This is a genomic window from Microbulbifer variabilis (assembly GCF_056232115.1).
On record NZ_CP174325.1, the window covers coordinates 1780644 to 1801697 of the forward strand.

A 21054-nucleotide genomic window follows, 5' to 3' on the forward strand; every position below is an offset into this window, starting at 1 on the left:
TGATGAGCAGTTAGCTTTCACATTTATGGATGTTACAAGCTTAAAAAATTCTTTAGTAAATCATCAGCACGATTTGGCTTTTAAATGACTGGAAAACGACAAACTGCTACGCAGAGAAAGCTATATTGAGGCAGGCAGTCTTGTTCCGCCTGAGATGATGTTAGTTCGTAGATAAGCTGTCATTGCTCCCTAAGCAAAATTACTGACGCTTATTTCATTGAATAAAGAGGGGCTGTGATTTTTCCTGCCATCTTTTTTTATGCGTTTGCTTAAACGAAATTCCAATAAAGTAGTATGATACTCGAGATATAGAACTTTAGTGCCATAAGTTCAAAAAAGTGCCGTCGATGTAGCCTGCCTTGGTTGCAAGGCTATATTTTATCCATTGGCGACGACCTGATAAGTTAAGCATCACTTGGTGAGAAATATCGATTGTGGGGATTTTTTAAATAAATACAAAATGAAGGAGTGGTAAAAAATGGAATTGATTATTTTTGTAATCATAATGGTGGCAGTTCTTGTTTTGCCATTAAAGTTGGCCGCTGCTATGTTAGGTGCAAGAAATACAGGGGTTTTTTATTGTCTTTTTGCTCTGTTATTAGCATTAATTATTCAGAGGATTGTTGGTGGGATGTTGCCTGGAGTTAGTGACAGTGCAGGTGTCCTACTAACGATTCCATTAGCGGCAATTGCCTATATGCTGGTTTTAGGCACTGGTTTCTTAAAAGCAATTCTTATTGCTTTACTGCAGGGGGTAATCACTTTCTTTGCCATGTTGCTATTTGCGGGAATGTTTGCAAATATCTAGTTACTTTATTTGGATTTCAGTTGTACTTTAACAAGTCTGTTTTCTGCAAGCAGGGAGCCTACCCTAAGGACCCTGCTTAAGTTATTATCCAGTCAAAATTCAATACAAACAAATCTCATCCCAAGGTTTATTTTCTTCTTCTCCGAGCCTGAGGGGAGATAACAATTCTTCTTACCCTTAATCTGCAATTTTATATATAGAGAATCACTGTTTATTTTCCAGTGTGCTTATTTGGTTTCCCTCTTGCTGAGTGAAAATTTTCTTTTTGTAAAAAGTGGCTCAGTGCATCGAAGTATGCGGGAAAAGCTTCATATTGGGGGATATGTCCGACGTTGGTAAGTTCCACTAGTTTCGCATTAGGGATTGCTTCGGCGGCTTGCCGGCCCAGCTGATCATAACGTCCAAGGGAACTCTGAAGTGCCGCAGGTGCGCGATTGCGGCCGATGGCAGTGCGATCTCGGGTACCGATAATGAGTAAGGTTGGCACTTTCAGATCGGAAAATTCATAAAGTACAGGCTGGGTAAAAACCATTTCGGAAGTAAGTGCGTCTATCATGCCCATATGGGCGGCATCGGGTCCTAGGGTCCAACCGGCCTGGATACCGAGAAGGGGTGTATACCGGGCTTGCCACTCCCCTGCAAAGTAGGCGTTGGACATATAGCGTTGGATACTTTCCGGTGTTTGTGCTTGTTCCCTGGCGATAGCTTTTTGCAATGGTTCATAGGGTACAACGCGCTTCCAGTCCTCAAGGCCGATAGGGTTTATCAGAGCGAGCTTCTGGGCTACCTGTGGATACATCAGTGCAAAGCGCACTGCTAACATGCCCCCCATAGAGTGGCCAACCAGCGCAACCTCGGTTATCCGGAGGTGATCCAGCAGTACTTTGGTATCAGCGGACATACTGTGCAAGGTGTACTGGCGTAGGGGTTTACTGGATTTCCCAAAGCCAATCTGGTCTGGTGCAACTACTCGGTAACCCAGCTGGCTAAGCGCATCAATGGTGTCTTCCCAGTAAGCACCAGAAAAATTTTTGCCATGTAAAAGTAGGACAGTACCTCGCTGGGCTCTTTTTCCGAAGGCTGGTACATCCATGTAGGCGAGGGATACAGGCTGATTTTGCCACGTTTGCTGGAATACCTTTACCGGATAGGGGTATTTGTAATCGCTCAGGAGTGCATCCTGTGGTTTGATCTGATTATTTACCGGTGCCTGAGCATAGGCATGCACTAGAGTGTTAAATATCAAAATGCTGATAAAAATGTAAAAACTGGGGGGTTTCATTGGCCTTCCTATCCTATTTGCCTGAATAGTGACAGAGAATGCACACTATAGAGAGATTCGGCTGCGCTAGAAAAAGGGCCCGAGGAATTGTGGGCCCGCGGGGAAAAGCGTCAGGCATGCACGCCGAGTAGGGGTTTGTCCTGGCTGGGCATAGGCAGTTGTGGTAAGTCTTTAACCGCTTGCATTAGCCCTTCCTGGAAAAGCCGTGCGGCTTTGTCTTTTTCTCCCAGCGCTTCGAACAGGCGGGCAAGTTCAGCGGAAGTTACTGGGTCTTGACGTAACAACAGGCTCTTTTCTAAATACTGTTGGGCTTTCCCCCACAACTCATTACGCATACACAGGCGGCCGAGGCAAGTGAGGAGGTCGGCACTTTCTCCGTATTCCTTAAGCCAGCCCTCGGCGGCAGAAAGCTGTGCAGAAGAATCAGCTCCAGTAAGGCAGCCATATAAATCAGCCAGTTTGGGGTTCCACTCTCTGTTTAGTAGCCAGCGTAGATGTTTCTCTGCTTCGATATCGTCACCGATCTGGTGCAGTAGCCGTGTATATAGATTGCGCAACTCCATATTACGCTGCCAGCGCCCGTTCAGACTGTGCCAGACACCCTGTAATATTTCACTGTCATTGCGGTTTGCAGCCTCATTCAACTGGTGCTGGTAAACTTCCAATTCTAGCTTCTGCAATTCTTCATCATGCATGTTGGCGTGTTTTTCCAACTCTGGCAGAAGCTCACGCAGGCTGCTCCAGTCGCCCAGAGAGTAATAAGCCTGTTTTAGCAGTTGCAGTAAGGCGGGATGTTTGGGCTCTAGTTGTTTGGCCCTTTTAAGGCTGGCGATACACTGCTCATAATGTTTGTCCTGGAGCTGCATACGTGCCTGACTGAGAGCCACGGCAAGGCGGGTATCCTCTCCGCAAGCTTCTGCTTTTGCCAGAAGCTCATTGGCCTCCTCGCGAAAGCCCAGTTCAAAGGCGCTACGCGCCGCTGCCAGATAATTGATCAATGGTGCTTCAGAGCGTGGCGCACTTTTCAAAAGCTGCCGCCGTGCGCGGGACCAGTTGCCCTCCATAAATTCCACCAAACCGCTGGTGAGCCTCCGACGGGCGATACGTTGGCGGCCAAAACGAAGACGGTCGACACTTCCTCTAATCGCCCGAAACAGACTGCGCGCGAGCCAGACCAGTATAAAGAAAGCGAATAACAGGGACACCAATGCGACTATGGCGAACCAGAGATTCATCTCATAACCTTTGTTCAATGCGCCACCAAAACCGATGATCAGATATCCCGGATAATTTTGATTGATTTGTGGCAGCAGGGCGCCGAGTAGTAGCAGCGCTATAGCGATAAAAAGGACCTTTCTCACTGAGCTGTCTCCTCCAGTGCAGGACCACCTTGGCCGGAGGTTTTATGCAGGCGCTCGATATAGTTGTACAGGGCTAACTGTGAGGCGTTTAGATCAGGCATTTGCGCCAGGATGGGTTGTCTGCTTAGCTCAGCCAGCTGTTCGGCCAGCGCATTGCGCTGAGCGTTGGCAGTGCCATAAGTCAATAGCAGCTCGCGGGCACTGTCCAGGGCATCCTTGTATACCCTAGAGTCGCCGCGCAGCAGAGCGAGCTGCGCCTGCTCCATATTTAAACGCAGGGTCTGGCGAAAGCGTGTTTCACTCTGCGGAGAGAGCATGACAGGGTTGATATCACCATCAATGGGGCGAACTGAATCACGGAGGAAGGAGGTAAATCGCTGCCAACTGCGCTCCCAGGGAGCCTGATCGACTTGTGCAGGCTCCGCCTTAGGCTCATCTTCCTGGGCCTGGGTCATGGTGAATTCCGGTTGAATATTGGCGCGGATCAACTGCTCCTCCAGGGCACGTAAGCGCACGTAAATCCCCTCCCGGTCTACATTCTCGACCAGTCTCAGTGCGGTGATATCTTTCGCCAATTGTTGGCGTACGCCATATAAATCAGGCAGGTTAACTTGGCGGAGTATTTTGTCGACTTTCTCCACCAGGCCCAGGGCAGCGCGGCTGTTATCTTCCAGCATAAGGCGCTGATTGGCCATGCGCAGTAAGTAATCGGCCTCAGCAAGCTGCCAGTCCTGGCGGCTCACATTACCCAGCTCACTCAAGCGATTGCCCTGCGCAGTGATACTGCGCTGCATGCTGGCCAGTTGCTGTTTCAGTTCCGAGATAGTATTTGCTTGTGCTTGAATCTGATTGCGTAGGCTGGCATCGGCCTGCTGCAGCTGGATGAGCTGCTGATTAGGATATGGAGTGGTCGGTTGGCCGGGTGTTTGAGCGGGCTGTGAAAAGCCTGATTCAGAATGTGCCTGGTTCGACAGCCCATCAGTGGTTGGTGCTTTCTCAGTAGGCTCTTCTGCCCGTTGTTCTGTATTAGCCTGCCGCGTTTGGGATGTATCTGTAACCTGGCGTGACTCATTACCAGTTGATGGTGAGAAACCCAGGTAAGCACTAATACGACTGCCTAGTTGAGGCCAGCTGAACCAGACGAAAGCGATGAGAGCTACTACCAGCAGGAAAAATACTAACCACCACCAGTTACCACCACTGTCTTTGGCAGTACTTCCAGCGGGCCTCCCTTGTGTCGCTTTGGCGAAGTTACTTGTGCTTTCCGCCTTGCCCTTATCCGCGGAAGTGGGCGCTACTTTTTTTGCGGAGTTGTTGTCCTGGGGTTTTTCGTTGGTCATGGGCATGGAGCGAAGCTGAAAATTGTCGTCGAATTATAGCGAGTGGCACCGGCCTTTATAGTCGGGGTGGCGCTGTTTTGGGAACTTTTACCAAATAGGGCGGAGAATCCGATGGAAACTCAGTTCAGTGCACGGTGCAGAGCTTCCAGCATAGCTTTGTCGCTGGCATTGATAGCAGTGTGGACCACGGAAAAGCCGATCCCCTTTGCCTGCCCGGCAACCCGGGCGCTTGGGCAGATAAGCGCTACTTGGCGCAATTGCTCCATTGAAGTTTGTTCGATGCAAAAGGATAGATTTGTGAGTGTTTCACCACTATGCACAGTAATGGCGTCTGCATCAACGCCATACTTTCTCAGTTGCTCCTGAGAGTTACTGGGTAGGGTGCGATTGTATAGCTCGCAATAATCCACCCGAGCACCACGAGCGCCCAAGGTGTCACCAATCAAAGTGCGCCCGCCACTGCCACGGAAAATAAGAATACGCTGCCCGCTAATCTCCTGCAGCGATGGCAGGCCAAGCAAATCCTCAGAATTCATATGAGCGCCGCTTTGCTCACAGGGAATGCCTCGAGCATCCAAGGCTTTTGCTGTGGCGGCGCCGATTGCATAGTAGCGCGGTCCTTGTGGTAATTGTGGCCAGTAGTCTTCCAGCCAATTCACTCCATAGTGCACGGCGTTCTGTGAGACAAAAATTGCCACTTCCACTTGATCAAAATCGAGGATACGTTTTTTGATTGCCTGTCGGGCATCGTCGCTCTCGAGGGGCTCAATACCCAGCATGGGAATGTTTTCCACCTGAGCGCCCTCTGCCTGTAGCAGAGTGCACCAGCTCCCCGACTGGTGAGCTGGGCGGGTGGTTAATATACGCTTGCCACGCAGGTGATTGGGCATTTTAAGAGTGCTCAGAGAGCGTCGAGAATTTTGTCGGCGCCACTGGCCAGTAGTTGCTCCGCCAGCTGGGTGCCAAGGGTCTCTCCGTCGGAGGCAGCACCGCGGCACTCGGCGCGAATCATGGTTGTACCGTCGGGGCTCCCTACCAAGCCTCGCAGCCACAGGCTGTCTTCATTCAATTCGGCGTAGCAGCCAATAGGTACCTGGCAGCCGCCGTTCAAACGCTTGACCAGGGCGCGTTCGGCGCGGAGGCGAGAGGCAGTTTCTACACAATGCAGGGGTTGTAGAAGTGCTTCCAGCTCAGCATCGCAGCGGGCTTCGATGCCTACGGCGCCCTGGCCACCGGCGGGCAGCAGTAGATCCGTTGGGAGGAAGCTGCGGATGCGCTCTGGCATTTCCAGGCGTAGCAGGCCGGCAGCAGCCAGGATAATCGCGTCGTATTCCCCGGCATCGAGCTTGGCTAAACGAGTATTTACGTTGCCGCGCAGAAACTTGACCTGTAAATCAGGGCGTTGTGCTAGAAGTTGGCACTGGCGACGCAAGCTTGAAGTGCCGACCACTGCGCCCTGGGGCAACTCTTCAAAACTGCCGTAGAGATTGCTGACAAATGCATCGCGGGGATCTTCGCGTTCACAAATGATAGGCAGGTGTAAGCCTTGTGGAAACTCCATAGGTACATCTTTCATGGAGTGTACGGCGATATCTGCGCGCCCCTCCAGCATTGCCACCTCCAGCTCTTTCACGAAGAGCCCCTTACCACCAACTTTGGTGAGGGGGATATCCAAAACCTGGTCGCCACGACTGGTCATAGGCAGTAATTCAATCAGAAGCTCGGGATATGCCTGCTGCAGACGGCCCTTCACGTAATTGGCTTGCCAAAGGGCCAGGGCGCTCTCGCGAGTGGCGATACGGATGCGGGAAATGGACATACTGCTCGATCAATTGGTTGAGTGGGAGGGCAATTCTATCAGACAGGTGCCTACCATGTTTCCAATGGCGGGATTCGGAGCGGGTAATTATCGGTCACGGGCTCGTAGCCAATCTTCAAGAATAATGCGTGCGGCAATGGAGTCCACCGGGTTGTCGGCGTAACTGCCGCGGTGACCTCGCTCAGCGGCCTCTTCCTTGGCGGCACGGGTACTGAGACGTTCGTCAATCATTTCCACTGGTAACCCGGTGCGCCCGTGCAGGCGCTGGCCAAACTTGCGCGCGCGCGCGCCGAATTCACTCTCAGTGCCGTCCATATTCAGAGGAAGGCCGACCAATAGGTAGTGCGGTTGCCACTCGTCAATTAAACGCTGAACTTTTTCCCAGTCCGGCTTGCCGTCCTTCGCTGGCAGTGGGGGCAGCTCCTTGGCGCTGGCAGTCAGACTCTGGCCAAAAGCGAGGCCAATAGAGCGGGTGCCAAAATCGAAGGCGAGGGCGGTAACTGGTTTATTCATATGCCGGGCAGTTTTCATTGTAAAACATGTGGGCGGGCAGTTTACTGCAAGAGGAGTGATCAGGCGTGTCCAGCCTGTGAACCGAGGCCGGAGAGGTCAATACCGTGACGCGCCGCAGCGCTCTGCCAGCGTTTTTCCACCGGGGTGGCAAATAGGATTTCGGGTTCCGCTGGCAGGGTCAGCCAAGCGTTCTCTACCAACTCCTGTTCCAACTGTCCCGGGCCCCAGCCGGCGTAGCCGAGGGCCAGTAGCACATCGTCCGGGCCGCGTCCGGCAGCGAGAGATTCAAGAATGTCCTTGGAGGCGGTGAGACTGATATCCATATTGATTTCGGTGGTCGAGTCAAATTTGATCCCGGCGCCGTGCAGTACAAAGCCCTGCTCCGGTGACATTGGCCCCCCAAGGAGTACGGCTTCTTCGCCCCGCAGGCTGGTGTCGTCTAGGGATAACTGTTCAAACACCTCTCTCCAGTGAACCTTGCTGGGGGCATTGATCACTATACCCATGGCGCCCTCTTCATTGTGCTCGACAATAAGCGCCACAGTTTGCTTGAAGCGCGGATCCTCCATGCCGGGCATGGCCAGCAGGAACTGGCCGCGCAAGCTGCCGTGGGTTAGGTCACTGTCGATATTGGAGTTGGGCATAGCTTGATTCTAGGTTGCCTGAGTGAAACGCAAGTTTAGCCGCGCTCGGGCAGCTCACCTGCACTGGTGGAGAAGCCGGTCATCTCAAAGCGCCAAGTGCGGATGATTTCCAGGCGATCGGCGTCCTTGCGAATTTCAGCAGGAAAAGGTGCAAAGGGCGCCGCCAGGCGAACAATTTGCTGGGCGGCATCATCGAGAATTCGCTCCCCGGAGGATTCAAGGATGACTACCTCCTCTACCGCGCCCGTGGGCAGTAGGCGTACCATCATACGCAGGCTGCCAGTAATTTGTTGCTGCAGGGCCTCTTCGGGGAAGTTGTCACTGCCGATGGCCTCTACTTTCTGGCGCCAGTCGTGTAGATATGTGGCGTCTGCAGATGCTTTGGTTGCGACTGAAGTTAGGCGGCGCACCCGTGGGCGCTGGGCGATTGTCTGGCGGATTTTATCCAGGCGGGCTTGCAGGCTGGCGATCTCGGGGTTGGTGCGGGTCAAATCACTAGGAGCATCGCCACGCTTTTCTTCAGAAAATTTGTCTTCGGCAGGGAGTTCCGGAGCCTGCTGCGGGCTATTGCCAATAGTGGTGATCAGTTGTCGGCGCTGATCAGCTGGGCGAGCGGCCTGTTGCTGCGGCAAAGGGTTTACATCGTGAATTTGTGTGTCGTCAAACTCCGCGCGGCGATTGCTCGATAACTCCTTGGGGGTGTCAGCAGTGCCGCTGGCTAGTTGGTTATATTGTGCCAGATAGTCAGCGTCTTCCGGTGCTTGTGCAGAATTATGTTGGGCCAGTGTGACTTCCAGAGTAGGCGCCGCTCGGCGCCCTTCAGGATCGGTAAAGGCCACGCCAAAAATCAAAAGCGCATGAATGGCGCCGGCGAGAAATAGCGAGAACACAAAACGCTCGCGTTGGGCTGCGTTAAGTGGCGTCGTGTTGGCGGTGGAATTCATTGTTTGTTATCGATTACTGCTTTTGTTGCCGAGCTTTTGCTCGGCTTTCCGCCCGGTCCGTTCACTGGCAAACAGCCTGGGTTAATTTAAAATTAAGCGCCCAGTTTACCCTTTTTGTGCCAATCGGTGTGTGATGGCGCTCATTAGTCGTGCACCGATATCGGTATTGTAAGCCGCATCAATCTCACGCACGCATGTTGGACTGGTGACATTGATCTCGGTGAGGTAATTGCCGATCACATCCAGGCCGACAAAAAGCAGCCCTTTCTTTTTCAGAGAGGGGGCAACCTGCTCCACAATCCAATGGTCACGATCAGTAAGTGGACGCGCTTCACCACGCCCACCAGCGGCCAGATTGCCGCGTGTTTCACCCGCCTCGGGAATTCGCGCAAGGCAGAAGGGAATCGCTTCACCATCGACAACAAGAATCCGTTTATCACCATCCTTGATTTCGGGAATATAGCGTTGCGCCATGATCTGCTGGCGCCCATGTTTGGTGAGCATTTCCAATATTGCACCAAGGTTGGCACCATCAGGCTTACAGTGAAAAATACCGGCGCCACCCATGCCATCCAGTGGTTTGAAGATTACATCTTGGTGGGCCTTGTGGAATTCACGCAGCCTGCGCATATCTCTACTTACCAGAACAGGTGGGCAGCACTGCGGGAAAGTGGTAGCGAAAATTTTCTCGTTACAGTCGCGCAAGGACTGGGGGTTGTTTACTACCAGCGCACCTTCGCGTTGTGCGGCCTCGAGAATATAAGTGGAATAAATGTACTCATTGTCAAAAGGGGGATCGACACGCATCAAAATAGTATCTAGTTCGCCCAGCGGCACTTCCTGAGGCTCCTCCAGGGAAAACCAGCACTTGGAATCGTCAAATACTTTGAGGGCCCGTGCCCTGCCAATTGCCCGGCCGTTGTCCAGATACAAGTCTGTTTGCTCGAAATAAAATAACTGAAAACCGCTGTCTTGTGCGGCCTGTAACAGTGCGAGTGTCGTATCTTTTTTAAAATTGATTTGGGCGATGGGGTCCATCACCACACCGAGGGAGTAATTCATATGGGCTTCCATATTTGATGGGATATTTCATCCCGCGCCGCGGTGGTTGTGGCTTTAGTAGTATGGCCACTCCCGATTTTTAAGATGGATAAGGTAAGAGCAGCTTCGTCAAGGTGCAACTTTTTAACACCTCCGACCGGGAGGGCGTGCAAAGTGGTGATAATTTGAGCTGCATCGCTAGGGGTATGTCGACTCTGCTAGATTCACCTGGGGTTCTGTGATAAAAGTTCCATCCAGTGTGCGATCTTGGCTAAGCGAGACACCCAGGCCCCATAGGCGGTCCAAATAAGGGTGCAGGTAAAAAATTTTCGCGTGCCCGAAAATAAGTAAACAGGGGATTCAAAAAAGACTATGGAGCTTAACTGGGAAAGTCTGACTGTAATGGTGATTGACGACAGTAAGACAATTCGCCGCACTGCTGAGACGTTGTTGCAAAAGGCGGGTTGTACTGTAGTCACAGCAACCGACGGTTTTGATGCGCTGGCAAAAATCGCGGACTCCCGTCCGGATGTTATTTTTGTCGATATTATGATGCCGCGCCTTGATGGCTATCAAACCTGCGCACTGATCAAAAATAACAGTGAGTTCCGCTCTACCCCTGTTGTAATGCTGTCGAGTAAGGATGGTTTGTTCGATAAGGCAAAAGGGCGCGTAGTTGGTTGCGATCAATATCTAACCAAGCCGTTTAGCAAGAGTGAACTTTTGGGCGCTATTTCCGCCCATGCTAAGCCGCACCACGCGGCTTGACAGCGCACATAAAAAGAAAAAGGCCCTGTGGAGGCCACAAGCCTGCCGCAGGGCAGGATTTATATTGAGGGAAGCGCGATTTTTTCATCTATCAGGATGAAAAAATCCTGTAGTCAGGCAGTAAATTGGTAGTAAGTGCAGACTTGGCACACGCTAACAAAGATAATGACAATAATACCGCCAAGCGCTGTCGTTGTTGCACAGTTGCCGATTAGAAGATGTCATGGGGGAAATGATGGCAAGAGTATTAATAGTTGATGACTCTCCTACCGAAACACACAAACTCACCACGATTCTGGAAAAGAACGGCCACGCAGTAATTACTGCACCTAATGGTGAAAATGGTGTGGATGTGGCGCGTACGCAGCGCCCGGATTTAATTCTGATGGATATTGTGATGCCGGGTCTAAACGGCTTCCAAGCCACTCGCCAGTTGAGCAAGGACGGTAGCACAGCTGGAATTCCAATCATTATCGTTACCACCAAGGATCAGGACACGGATCGTGTCTGGGGGATGCGTCAGGGTGCGAAGGCCTACCTGACCAAGCCTGTGGATGAAGGCAAATTGTTGAGTGCCATTGAGGAGGTGTTGGCCTGACGGTCAGCTGCTCAAAGTGCAGTCACAAACACCTTATTTAGCTCTTGTTGATATCGCACGGCGCGCAAAGGCGCAGGCCACAGGCCTGCCTGGGCGCCGGGAAATCAAACCCTATTGGACCGGAATCGGTTTTTCTCTTCTAGACCATAACTTTGTCGCCTCTATGGATGACGTTGTGGAATTGCTCGAAGTGCCACCGTACACCTTTATTCCTGGAGTGGAACCCTGGGTAAAAGGTGTTTCCAATGTACGTGGCCGCCTGTTACCCCTGATTGATCTCGCTGCCTTTTATGGTGGCAACCTCACCGGGCCACGTCAGCAGCGTCGTGTTTTGGTGTTGGAGCGAGATAAAACCTATGTGGGACTGATTGTCGACAGGTTGCACGGAATGCAGCACCTGGCATTTGAATATGCCCGGGAAGCTCCAACAGATTTGATTGAGCCATTTGCGCCGATGGTGCATGGCCAGTTTATTTTGCAGAAGGACCGATGGCTGGTGTTCGACATGCGGGCTTTGATTAGTGATTCCCGCTTTATGGATGCCGCTGTCCATTAAAAATCCAATCTGATTATTTCCAGCATTTCGTATCGAGATGCTGGGGATGACCCGCAAGCGGTGCAGGGATGTCCGCACTGGCTGAGGGCCATTGTCGTTAAAGCGTTAAAAGTAAAAAGTGGTATTTAACCGGCCTCATGCTAGGGCCCGCTAGGAGTAAACTATGAAAACAGGCTCCCAGAGTTCCTTTTCCGCGTTGCGCAGTAACCCTGCCGCGCTGGGTTTGGGTCTGCTGGTACTCGCCGTACTGGCGGGACTGATTGTCAGTATCTATTTGGTGCAGACCCGCAGCGATCGCGATAAAGAATACCTGCAACAAGTCGCGGAACTGCGTGCACTTTCCTATCAGGTGGTTTCCTACGCACCTGCGGCTACTTCCGGTGATGATGCTGCATTTGCGGAATTGGAAAAGGTCTCTGGACAGATGGCCAGTGCCTGGAACCAGTTACAGGGTATGGATAAAGGGAGCCGAAAAGCTCTCGATGCTGAACTGGCTACCTATGGTACCGTTTGGCGCAAACTGCGCGAGCAGGTAGATACCATTATCGGTAACAAGGAAACCATTATCTTCCTAAACGATGTGGCTACCACGCTTAGTGCCTCGCTGCCTGAACTGCAGGCAGAGCACAACAATATTGTGGAGATACTGCTCGCCAACAATGCCCCGGCGAATCAGGTGGAACAGGCACAGTTGCAGGTATGGCGTGCGGAGCGTATCGGTCGGAATATCGACAAAATGCTGCAGGGCGGTGACGATGCGGAGTCGGCCGCTGATCAGTTCAATACTGATGCCAGCCTGTTCGGTAAAGTGGTGGATGGCATGAAGAGCGGTGATGTGGTGATGGGCATCTCCCGCGTTACCGATGAAGAAGCACGCCGCTCTCTGGATGAAATTACTGAGCTGTTTGAATTCGTAAGTTCCTCTGTACGCGAGATATTTGAGGCGACTCCAGCCCTGTTTGCAACACGCCAGGCCTCTGACGGCATTATCGCTTCTTCGCCGCAGCTGCTCGAAGCCCTGAGTACCCTGAATGACCGCATCGTAAACCTGGCGGACGAACGCCAGCCAAACAATATGACCATCACCATTCTGGCAGCGGCATTCGTGCTTCTGATCTTTGCGATGATGGGAATGGCGTTCTCCGGTACCCGCCGCAGCCTGATACAGGAATCCGATACCAACGAACGTAACCAGCAGGCCATTATGCAGCTGCTGGATGAGCTGGCAGACCTCGCCGATGGTGACCTGACTACCTCCGCGACAGTAACAGAAGCTTTCACCGGTGCGATTGCCGACTCCATCAACTTTACAATCGACCAGCTGCGCGTTCTGGTATCCCGAATCAACGGAGCTGCACAGGAAGTATCCGGTCTGTCCCAGGAAACCCAGCAGACCGCGCTGCATCTAGCCGAAGCCTCTGAACACCAGGCACAGGAAATTGCCGGAGCCTCTGCGGCGGTGAATGAAATGGCGGTGACCATTGACCAGGTATCTGCAAACGCCTCTGAATCTGCCCAGGTAGCCGAGCGCTCGGTACATATCGCGAGTAACGGTGCCAAGGTGGTACAGAACACCATTAAAGGCATGGATAACATCCGCGAGCAGATTCAGGACACCTCCAAGCGAATCAAGCGTCTGGGTGAATCATCCCAGGAGATTGGCGATATCGTAAGCCTGATTAACGACATTGCTGACCAGACTAACATCCTGGCCTTGAATGCAGCCATCCAGGCGAGTATGGCTGGTGATGCTGGTCGGGGCTTCGCGGTGGTTGCGGACGAGGTTCAGCGACTCGCGGAACGTTCCGCCGCCGCTACCAAGCAGATTGAAGGCCTGGTTAAAGCCATTCAGTCTGATACCAACGAAGCGGTAATTTCCATGGAACAGACCACCACTGAGGTGGTACGTGGAGCCCGCTTGGCTCAGGATGCCGGTGTTGCCCTGGAAGAGATCGAAAGCGTATCCAGTAACTTGGCATCCTTGATCCAGAACATCTCCAACGCTGCCCGCCAGCAGGCCTCTTCTGCAGGTCATATTTCCAACACGATGAACGTGATTCAGGAAATTACTTCGCAGACTTCTGCTGGTACCCAGGCTACTGCCCAGTCCATTGGTAACCTGGCACAAACCGCCAGTGCCTTGCGTGAATCTGTTGCCGGCTTCAAGCTGCCACAAGACGAGAGCATTGAGACGAACAGTGAACTGTACGATGTGGAACTGCCGGAGATGGACGCTGAGACTTTCACTATCGATAGCGAGGAATCCGATTCCTTGTCCCGTGAAGATCGGGCTCTGGCCTAACCCACTTATAAAACCCGGTAGCCAATTGGAGACCGGGCACATAGGGGCGCACGGAGTACCCTCCAGATAATCGCGGATTCAGGTTCGCATCGGGGTATAGCGCCTGTGTAGAGAATGAATTATTGGGGGCTCGGCGTGAGTCACGACAATCCGAACTTCATGGCCCTGGATTGGCTGATTGGTGAAATCAACGAGACCCTAGCGCAGGCGCGCCAGTTCCTCGAGACATTTGCCACGGATCCAGAAGCGGGTGCAACACTGCTGCAGAATAGTTTGTCCCTGGTTCACCAGGTACACGGCAGCCTGCATATGGCTCAACTCAGTGGCGCAGCGATGCTCGCCGAAGAGATGGAACAACTGGTACAGGCCCTTGCCAGTGGCAGTGTTGAAAACACCGACGAAACGCGCGAATTCCTTATGCGCGCATTGTTGGAGTTGCCGCTCTACCTTGAGAAGGTCTCTTTTCAGCGTCGTGATAACGCAGTCCTGCTGTTACCCTTACTCAATGACCTGCGTGCGGTCCGCCGTGAGCGCCTGATCACCGAGGGTGCGCTCTTCTCTCCAGACCTATCCTCCCTGGATCGTATAAGTGGCAAGCGCCAACCACTGACTGCTGATAGTGCACGTTTGCAGGAGCTTGTAACAAAGCTGCGCAAAATGTATCACGTAGCAGCTGCCGGCCTGATTCGGGATGTGAACAGTGGTGAGAGTCTGGCGTACCTGAATAAAATCATTGAGAAAATGCAGCTGCTTTATAGCGGCAGTCGGCGCCAATCTCAGTGGGAGATTTTACTGGGGCTCCTGGAGGCGCTCGGCGAGCACCGCATCAATGTCCAGCCGGCCCTTCGCCATCTGTTGCGCCGTGTAGATGTGGAATTCCGTTTATTGCAGGGGCGCGGTGCCAAGGTGTTGGATGCCCGCCTTGATGCGGATTTCCTGCGAAACCTTCTTTTTTATGTATACCTGGCGGGCCCAAATGGCCCGCGCTGTCAGGATTTATACCAGCGTTTTGCCTTGGATAAAGCGGTTCCGGGGACACCACGACCGGATACAGAGGACGTGCTGGCCATGGGCCCTGAGGCTCTGGGTACTGCGATCGCCGCACTGCGGGAAGAGTTGCAATTGGTTCGCGAGGCGCTGGAACCGAGTGGCGCCAGTGAGCAACCACCGTTAAGTGATACCGCTGCAGTTGCCAAGCGGATCGCAGATACCCTTGGCGTACTTGGCTTGGAGGCGCAGCGCGGCCGCGCCCGCGGCATCTATGAATATCTGCGTGATGCCTCCCGCGGCACCGATGTCGAGGAATACCTACTGCGTGCTGCCGGTGAGCTGGTACAGCTTGATTCGGCCCTTGCTGCCACTGTTGACCGCAATAAGCAGGTCGATGATGAACAGCCGATAATGGGAGATGCCACCGACTCAGTTTTGCGCGAGGCGCGCCTGGGCCTTGAGGCCGTGAAAGAGGCGGTAATGGAGTATGTCGCCAGCCATTGGGATATCAGCTATTTAAGCCGGGTACCGCAACGTCTGCAGGAAGTTTGTGGTGGTCTGGAAATGGTAGGCTACCAGCGTGCTGGTGAAATTATTGCCTGTTGTAACCGTTACATTAATAAATCCCTAATCGAGCAAGCTGAACAGCCTGAATGGCGCATGCTCGATACCCTGGCTGATGCGATAACCAGTGTCGAGTATTATCTGGAGCGCCGCTCAGAGGGGCTGGAAGATACTGAAATGCTGTTGGCGCTGGCTGAGGATAGCGTGGCCAACTTGGGCTTTGCCCTCGAAAGTCCTCAGATTGAGGCTTCGGAAGTAATTGCTCCCCAGGACGAAGCACCGCAGGCCACTGTGGAGAGTCAGGAGGGGGATGATGGCTTTAATCTGCTTGACCCCGAATTTGCCATATCCGGGGAAACTGGAAGTGAGTCAACCGATCACCATACTTTTGTACCTGAATCGGTAGAATCGGAAGCAGTTAATGAGTTGCCGGGTGGCAGCGACACTGATGAAGAAGCAACATTACCATTTGAGAGTGTTGCCGGTGGAGACGATGTTACCAAAGCGGAATCCATTTCCGTTTCTGCTCCACGCGTTGCCAAAGAAGAGCTTTCCACTACGGCTGATCAGGACGATGACAGGCTCTCAAATAATGGGGTAAATGCACAGGCTGAAGTAGCTACACAAGCGGTAGAGAATTCCGCTGTTGAGACTTCGGAAGTTGAGGCGCCCGTACCGGCAGGGGAGCAAACTAGTGTTCAACCCGTTGAGGGGCCGGCCCAAGAGTCTGCAGAACCCCAGGTATTTGTGGACGACAGCGAAAGCTTGATCGACGATGAGATCATTGAAATCTTCCTCGAAGAGGCCAGTGAAGTCCTTACCCATATAGGCAACTACTTCCCTGAGTGGGCGGCAAATTTTGCCAATACTGATGCTCTGGTGGAATTCCGACGTGGTTTCCACACCCTCAAAGGGTCCGGCCGTATGGTTGAGGCGCTGGACATCGGTGAGCTCGCCTGGTCAGTGGAGAATATGCTGAATCGGGTGATTGATGACAGCGTCACGCCTCAGCGGGCCCATGTACTCCTGATTGAGCAGGTCTTCCAAAAACTGCCCTCAATGGTTGAGGCTTTCCGCCTTGGCAAAGGGGACCCAGATCAGCCTCTTACCCTGCAATTGCAGGCTTGGGCTGAGCAGCTTAGTCAGGGGCAGATCCCTGAAGAGCTGTTGGCGTTGGATGTTGGTGAAGCCTCAACGAGCGATACTGTTGAAGATGACAACAGCGACGATCGCGCGCAGCTTTGGGAGATTTTCGCCCAGGAAGCTGAGACGCACCTCGCTGTTGTTGATGATTTCCTCATGGAAATGCGCGCAGTTGCCCCGGTATATGGAGTACCAAGCGATCCGCTCCATCGCGCGTTGCACACCCTCAAAGGCTCTGCCCACATGGCGGAAGTTAAGGTGGTTGCCGAGATGATGGCGCCGCTGGAGCGCTTTGCGAAAGAACTGCGCATTTATCAGGTGCCCATTGATGCGGATATCTTCGAGCTGATCGGTGATGGTGCCAGCTATGTTCGTCAGGTATTGGGGCAGATTCGCGCGGCCGAGCTCCTTCAGGTAGAAAAGTCTGAGCAGTTTGTTGCTCGCGTAGCGGAATTGCAGGAGCGCTCTGTAGGCCATCTGATACGTGAGCGCGAGGCCAACGAACCGAAAGCGGTAGACCCACAGTTGCTTGCGGTGCTGATGGCCGATGGCATGCGGGTTCTGTTGGATGCCGACCAGATGCTCAACCAATGGCGAGCGAATCCCACGGATAAAACTCAAGTCAACGAAGTTGCTGAAGAGCTGGACGTCCTGCAAGAGGCTGCCAGTCGTGCGCAGTTGCCCATTCTGGCCGAACTAGCACAATTGCTATTGGCTGTTTATCGCAAGGTGCTGGCCGGCAAGCTTGAGGAGGAGCCTGCACTTTGGGCTTCTCTGGAACAAGGACACAATGAGCTGCTCGACCTTGTTGATGCCGTGGCTGCAGCCCAGGATCTGCCAGAAGTGAGTGAAGCCGTTGAAGAGGCGCTGCGCTATCTGGCGGAGGACGAGGCAACTGTCGAGGCTGCGGAGGAAGACTACGATCTGAGTGAATTGGGGATAGAGCCCCAAGAGCTGGACTCTGTCGCATCCGCAGAAGAGGAGTCAGAGCAGGTAGCTATCGCTGTAGAGATTGAAGCGGAGCAACCAGTACTCGAGCCGGATGATTATGAGTCGCGGCCAACAGCTGAAGTCATTGAGCCGGACAGTAATATTGAAGTGGCTGAGCCCCAAGCAGAAGAGGCCCAGGAACCCACACTGGATGACCTGTATCAGGCACTCTCCGAGACTCCAGCTGATAGTCGTGCCGATAGAGCTATCACTGAGCACCCTGATCCGGAGCTTATCGATATCCCTCAGGAACTTACAATCGCGGAGGAACCTGTAACGGCGATCTCTTTGGTTGCTGAGCCAGCTGCTATCCACAGCGAAGACCGGGTTGCGGAACAACAGCGTCTGCTGGCTGACATTGATCCCGATGTGGTTGATGTCTTTATGGAGGAGGCCGGTGATCTTACCGACGAGCTGGAAGAGTTGATCCAGAGCTGGGAGGACGTGCCAGAAAGTCACGAACAAGCGGAAGCCTTGAAGCGGGTGTTGCATACCTTTAAAGGTGGTGCGCGTATGGCTGGCTTGATGGGGCTTGGTGAAGTTGCCCACCGTTTTGAAACTGTCATTGAGGGTATGCGTGATAATACGCGCCCCACGCCAGAATTTTTTGCCGATGCTCACCGTATCCACGATCGAATAGCTGACGGGGTTGAAACCATACGCGCCTGGATGGTGGGTGAGCAGCTGGAAGCTTTCGTTCAATTGCTCAGTACCGATTGGGCAGATCGACATGTTGCGTCAGCAGCTGCAGTGCAGGTTTCTGGCAGCGAAGCGCCTCTGCAGGAAATGCCCGTTGAAGCACCTCCAATCGAGGGAGAGGTAAACAACGCTGTCGAAGAGCCTATGCCGACAGTAGAGTTGCCGGGTCAGACCCCGGTCGACTCATCCGACATTCCTTCCCTGCTGCCGGAGCCAGTGGAAAACCCGGAAGGCGGGAACGTATTGCCGTTTATTCGCAAGTCCAGCACTACCAATACAGAGGTTGCGACTCCTACTCGTAACCAACCCCAGGAAATGGTACGTGTTGCCGCTGAGCTTCTGGAAGAGCTGGTTAACCTTGCCGGTGAGACTGCTATTTCACGTGGTCGCCTCGAAGAGCAGATGAGTGAGTTCGGCCTGGCCCTGGACGAGATGGATGCAACTCTGTTGCGCCTCAATGAACAGCTGCGCCGTCTGGACCGGGAAACCGAAGCACAAATTCTCTTCCGCCAGGAGCAGTTGGCGGAACAAGATGGTGACTTTGACCCACTGGAAATGGACCGCTACTCATCTATTCAACAGCTGTCCCGCTCTCTATTGGAGTCTACCTCTGACTTGATGGAACTGCGCTCAACGCTTGATAACAAAGCGCGTGATACAGAGACTTTGTTGTTGCAACAGTCACGGGTGAATACCGAGCTGCAGGAAGGCCTGATGCGCAGCCGCATGGTGCCTTTCTCCCGTCTGGTACCGCGTTTGCGTCGTATTGTGCGTCAGGTGAGTGCCGAACTTGGCAAGCAGGTTGAGCTCGTTTTCTCCAACGTGGAGGGTGAGCTGGATAGATCCATGCTCGAGCGTATGGTTGCGCCACTTGAACATATGTTACGCAACGCCGTGGACCACGGTATCGAGATGCCGGGAGAACGTCTTGCAGCTGGTAAAGCAGAGCGCGGTCGTATCGATGTAGCCCTGGCGCGAGAAGGTAGCGAAGTGGTTTTGACCATTCGCGATGATGGCGCCGGAGTTAACTTAATCAGGGTGCGGGAGAAGGCCGTCGAGAATGGCTTGATGCGCCCGGATGCTGAGCTGTCCAATAATGAGATACTGCAGTTTATCTTGCAGGCGGGGTTTACTACTGCAGAAAAGGTAACCCAGATTTCCGGTCGAGGTGTGGGTATGGACGTAGTTTCCGCCGAACTCAAGCAGATCGGTGGCAGTGTACATATCAACTCCGAAGCAGGTGCCGGAACTGAGTTTGTCGTGCGGTTGCCGTTTACGGTATCTGTTAACCGCGCCTTGATGGTAAAAATCGGTGAGGACTTATTCGCCCTACCGCTGAATACTATCGAGGGTATTGTGCGTCTCAGTCCTTTTGAGCTGGAGCATTACTACCGTTCCGAGGATGCGCGCTTTGAGTACGCCGGTGAACTTTATGAAGTGAACTACTTCGGTACCCTACTGAAGTCCGGTGCCCAGCCCAAACTCAGTGTTGACGATATGCAGCTGCCAGTTTTGCTGGTGCGTTCAGAAGGGCACGCCATGGCTTTGCAGGTTGACGCTATCCGCGGCAGCCGGGAGATTGTGGTGAAGAGCCTGGGGCCACAATTTGCAGGGGTTCAGGGAGTTTCTGGAGCTACAGTAACCGGTGATGGCACCGTAGTTGTGATTCTCGATGCACATGCCCTGCTGCGCCGCCAGGCAACTCAGCTCGCTCGCCCGGAAATGCCACAGTTGCAGCTGCAGGCTGAGCCTAAGCCCGAACCGGAAGATCGCCAGCAAACAGTGATGGTGGTGGACGACTCCGTGACGGTACGTAAGGTAACCTCGCGTTTCCTTGAGCGCGAGGGTTATTTGGTAAGTACCGCCAAAGATGGCCAGGATGCGGTGATCCAGCTTCAAGACAAGATTCCCGATTTGATTCTGCTGGATATAGAAATGCCACGTATGGATGGTTTTGAGGTTGCGCGCCATATCCGCTCCAGCAGTCGCTTAAGGGATATCCCTATCGTGATGATTACCTCGCGTACCGGTAGCAAGCACCGGGATCATGCCATGTCGCTAGGGGTAAACCATTACCTGGGCAAACCATACCAGGAAGATGTTTTACTTGAGGCAATCCGTGAATATGCAGGTGCTTCAGCTGTTGGCAGCTGAAGCGGCCTCGAAGACTATAGACAAGAGATAGGCAATGAGTGAAGTTGAAGCACTGTCAGTAGATGTTCCGCAGGAAGTGAGCAGTTTGTTGTTGCCCCTGCAACAGGGACAGATGCTGGTGCCCGTAGAAAGCCTCTCTGAGGTCATTGCGATACAGACCCCTGTGGCTGTGTACGATGCCCCCGAGTGGTATCTCGGAGACTTAATCTGGCGTGAGCAGAGGTTGCCACTGCTGTCTTTTGATGTGATGCGCGGTGAATCTCTCAGTAGCACTTCTGAAAATGGACGTATTGCGGTGCTAAGTAGTGGTAACCCTGATGGTGACCTGCCGTATTTTGCGCTCATTCTGCAGGGTACTCCTCGACTGGTACGGGTGACTCCAGAAGAGCTGGCTCTGCGTGAGCATACATTGAATCCTGGTGAGTTGATGCACGTGGCACTTTCCGGTGAAGAAGCTGTGATCCCCGATCTACAGGGACTGGAGCGGGCCTGTCTTAAGTACCGTGAGATGGACTGAGGCTACTCCCAAATAGTGCGA

The 21054-nt window shown here is 53.1% G+C and carries 16 protein-coding genes; 7 read left to right on the forward strand and 9 right to left on the reverse strand.

Annotated features, from left to right (window positions below):
* The first annotated feature begins 478 nt into the window (after nucleotides 1-478).
* Nucleotides 479-808 (forward strand): hypothetical protein, encoded by a 330-nt coding sequence (locus tag ACJJI7_RS07855; RefSeq protein ID WP_020413661.1) that lies wholly within the window; start codon nucleotides 479-481, stop codon nucleotides 806-808.
* 211 nt (nucleotides 809-1019) lie between these two features.
* On the opposite strand, the gene ACJJI7_RS07860 is transcribed toward ACJJI7_RS07855, so the two are convergent.
* From ACJJI7_RS07860 to gshB, 9 genes are all read right to left on the reverse strand, one after another.
* The gene (locus tag ACJJI7_RS07860) at nucleotides 1020-2090 is read right to left on the reverse strand and encodes an alpha/beta fold hydrolase (RefSeq protein WP_444902354.1); all 1071 of its coding nucleotides are present in this window, start codon (nucleotides 2088-2090) and stop codon (nucleotides 1020-1022) included.
* Between the two features lie 110 nt (nucleotides 2091-2200).
* Complete coding sequence (locus ACJJI7_RS07865) at nucleotides 2201-3451, reverse strand: heme biosynthesis HemY N-terminal domain-containing protein (protein WP_444902353.1); 1251 nt, start codon at nucleotides 3449-3451, stop codon at nucleotides 2201-2203.
* On the reverse strand, nucleotides 3448-4797 hold the full coding sequence (locus ACJJI7_RS07870) for a uroporphyrinogen-III C-methyltransferase (RefSeq protein WP_444902352.1): 1350 nt from the start codon (nucleotides 4795-4797) through the stop codon (nucleotides 3448-3450). Before ACJJI7_RS07870 ends, ACJJI7_RS07865 begins: the two co-directional genes overlap by 4 nt.
* A gap of 113 nt (nucleotides 4798-4910) precedes the next feature.
* Nucleotides 4911-5681 carry a uroporphyrinogen-III synthase gene (locus ACJJI7_RS07875; protein WP_444902351.1) on the reverse strand — a complete coding sequence of 257 codons (771 nt, stop codon included), beginning with the start codon at nucleotides 5679-5681 and terminating at the stop codon, nucleotides 4911-4913.
* Between the two features lie 11 nt (nucleotides 5682-5692).
* The gene (gene hemC, locus ACJJI7_RS07880; RefSeq protein WP_444902350.1) at nucleotides 5693-6610 is read right to left on the reverse strand and encodes a hydroxymethylbilane synthase; all 918 of its coding nucleotides are present in this window, start codon (nucleotides 6608-6610) and stop codon (nucleotides 5693-5695) included.
* Between the two features lie 87 nt (nucleotides 6611-6697).
* Nucleotides 6698-7123, reverse strand: a complete 426-nt coding sequence (gene ruvX, locus ACJJI7_RS07885) for a Holliday junction resolvase RuvX (protein WP_026305114.1) — start codon at nucleotides 7121-7123, stop codon at nucleotides 6698-6700.
* Nucleotides 7124-7182: 59 nt separating this feature from the next.
* Nucleotides 7183-7767, reverse strand: a complete 585-nt coding sequence (locus tag ACJJI7_RS07890; RefSeq protein WP_020413654.1) for a YqgE/AlgH family protein — start codon at nucleotides 7765-7767, stop codon at nucleotides 7183-7185.
* A gap of 35 nt (nucleotides 7768-7802) precedes the next feature.
* On the reverse strand, nucleotides 7803-8711 hold the full coding sequence (locus tag ACJJI7_RS07895; protein WP_020413653.1) for an energy transducer TonB: 909 nt from the start codon (nucleotides 8709-8711) through the stop codon (nucleotides 7803-7805).
* 105 nt (nucleotides 8712-8816) lie between these two features.
* Nucleotides 8817-9773, reverse strand: a complete 957-nt coding sequence (gene gshB / locus ACJJI7_RS07900; protein ID WP_444902349.1) for a glutathione synthase — start codon at nucleotides 9771-9773, stop codon at nucleotides 8817-8819.
* Between the two features lie 351 nt (nucleotides 9774-10124).
* On the opposite strand from gshB, the gene pilG reads away from it, so the two are divergent.
* From pilG to ACJJI7_RS07930, 6 genes are all read left to right on the forward strand, one after another.
* Nucleotides 10125-10520, forward strand: coding sequence for a twitching motility response regulator PilG (pilG, locus tag ACJJI7_RS07905; RefSeq protein WP_020413651.1), 396 nt, complete (start codon nucleotides 10125-10127; stop codon nucleotides 10518-10520).
* A 235-nt stretch (nucleotides 10521-10755) separates the two neighbouring features.
* Nucleotides 10756-11118 carry a twitching motility response regulator PilH gene (pilH, locus tag ACJJI7_RS07910; protein WP_026305112.1) on the forward strand — a complete coding sequence of 121 codons (363 nt, stop codon included), beginning with the start codon at nucleotides 10756-10758 and terminating at the stop codon, nucleotides 11116-11118.
* Nucleotides 11119-11134: 16 nt separating this feature from the next.
* Nucleotides 11135-11674 (forward strand): chemotaxis protein CheW, encoded by a 540-nt coding sequence (locus tag ACJJI7_RS07915; protein ID WP_020413649.1) that lies wholly within the window; start codon nucleotides 11135-11137, stop codon nucleotides 11672-11674.
* A gap of 163 nt (nucleotides 11675-11837) precedes the next feature.
* On the forward strand, nucleotides 11838-13976 hold the full coding sequence (locus tag ACJJI7_RS07920; protein ID WP_020413648.1) for a methyl-accepting chemotaxis protein: 2139 nt from the start codon (nucleotides 11838-11840) through the stop codon (nucleotides 13974-13976).
* Nucleotides 13977-14135: 159 nt separating this feature from the next.
* Entirely contained in the window at nucleotides 14136-20516 is a 6381-nt protein-coding gene (locus ACJJI7_RS07925) for a hybrid sensor histidine kinase/response regulator (protein ID WP_444902619.1), read from the forward strand.
* A 34-nt stretch (nucleotides 20517-20550) separates the two neighbouring features.
* On the forward strand, nucleotides 20551-21033 hold the full coding sequence (locus ACJJI7_RS07930; protein WP_353375740.1) for a chemotaxis protein CheW: 483 nt from the start codon (nucleotides 20551-20553) through the stop codon (nucleotides 21031-21033).
* Nucleotides 21034-21054: the final 21 nt, after the last annotated feature.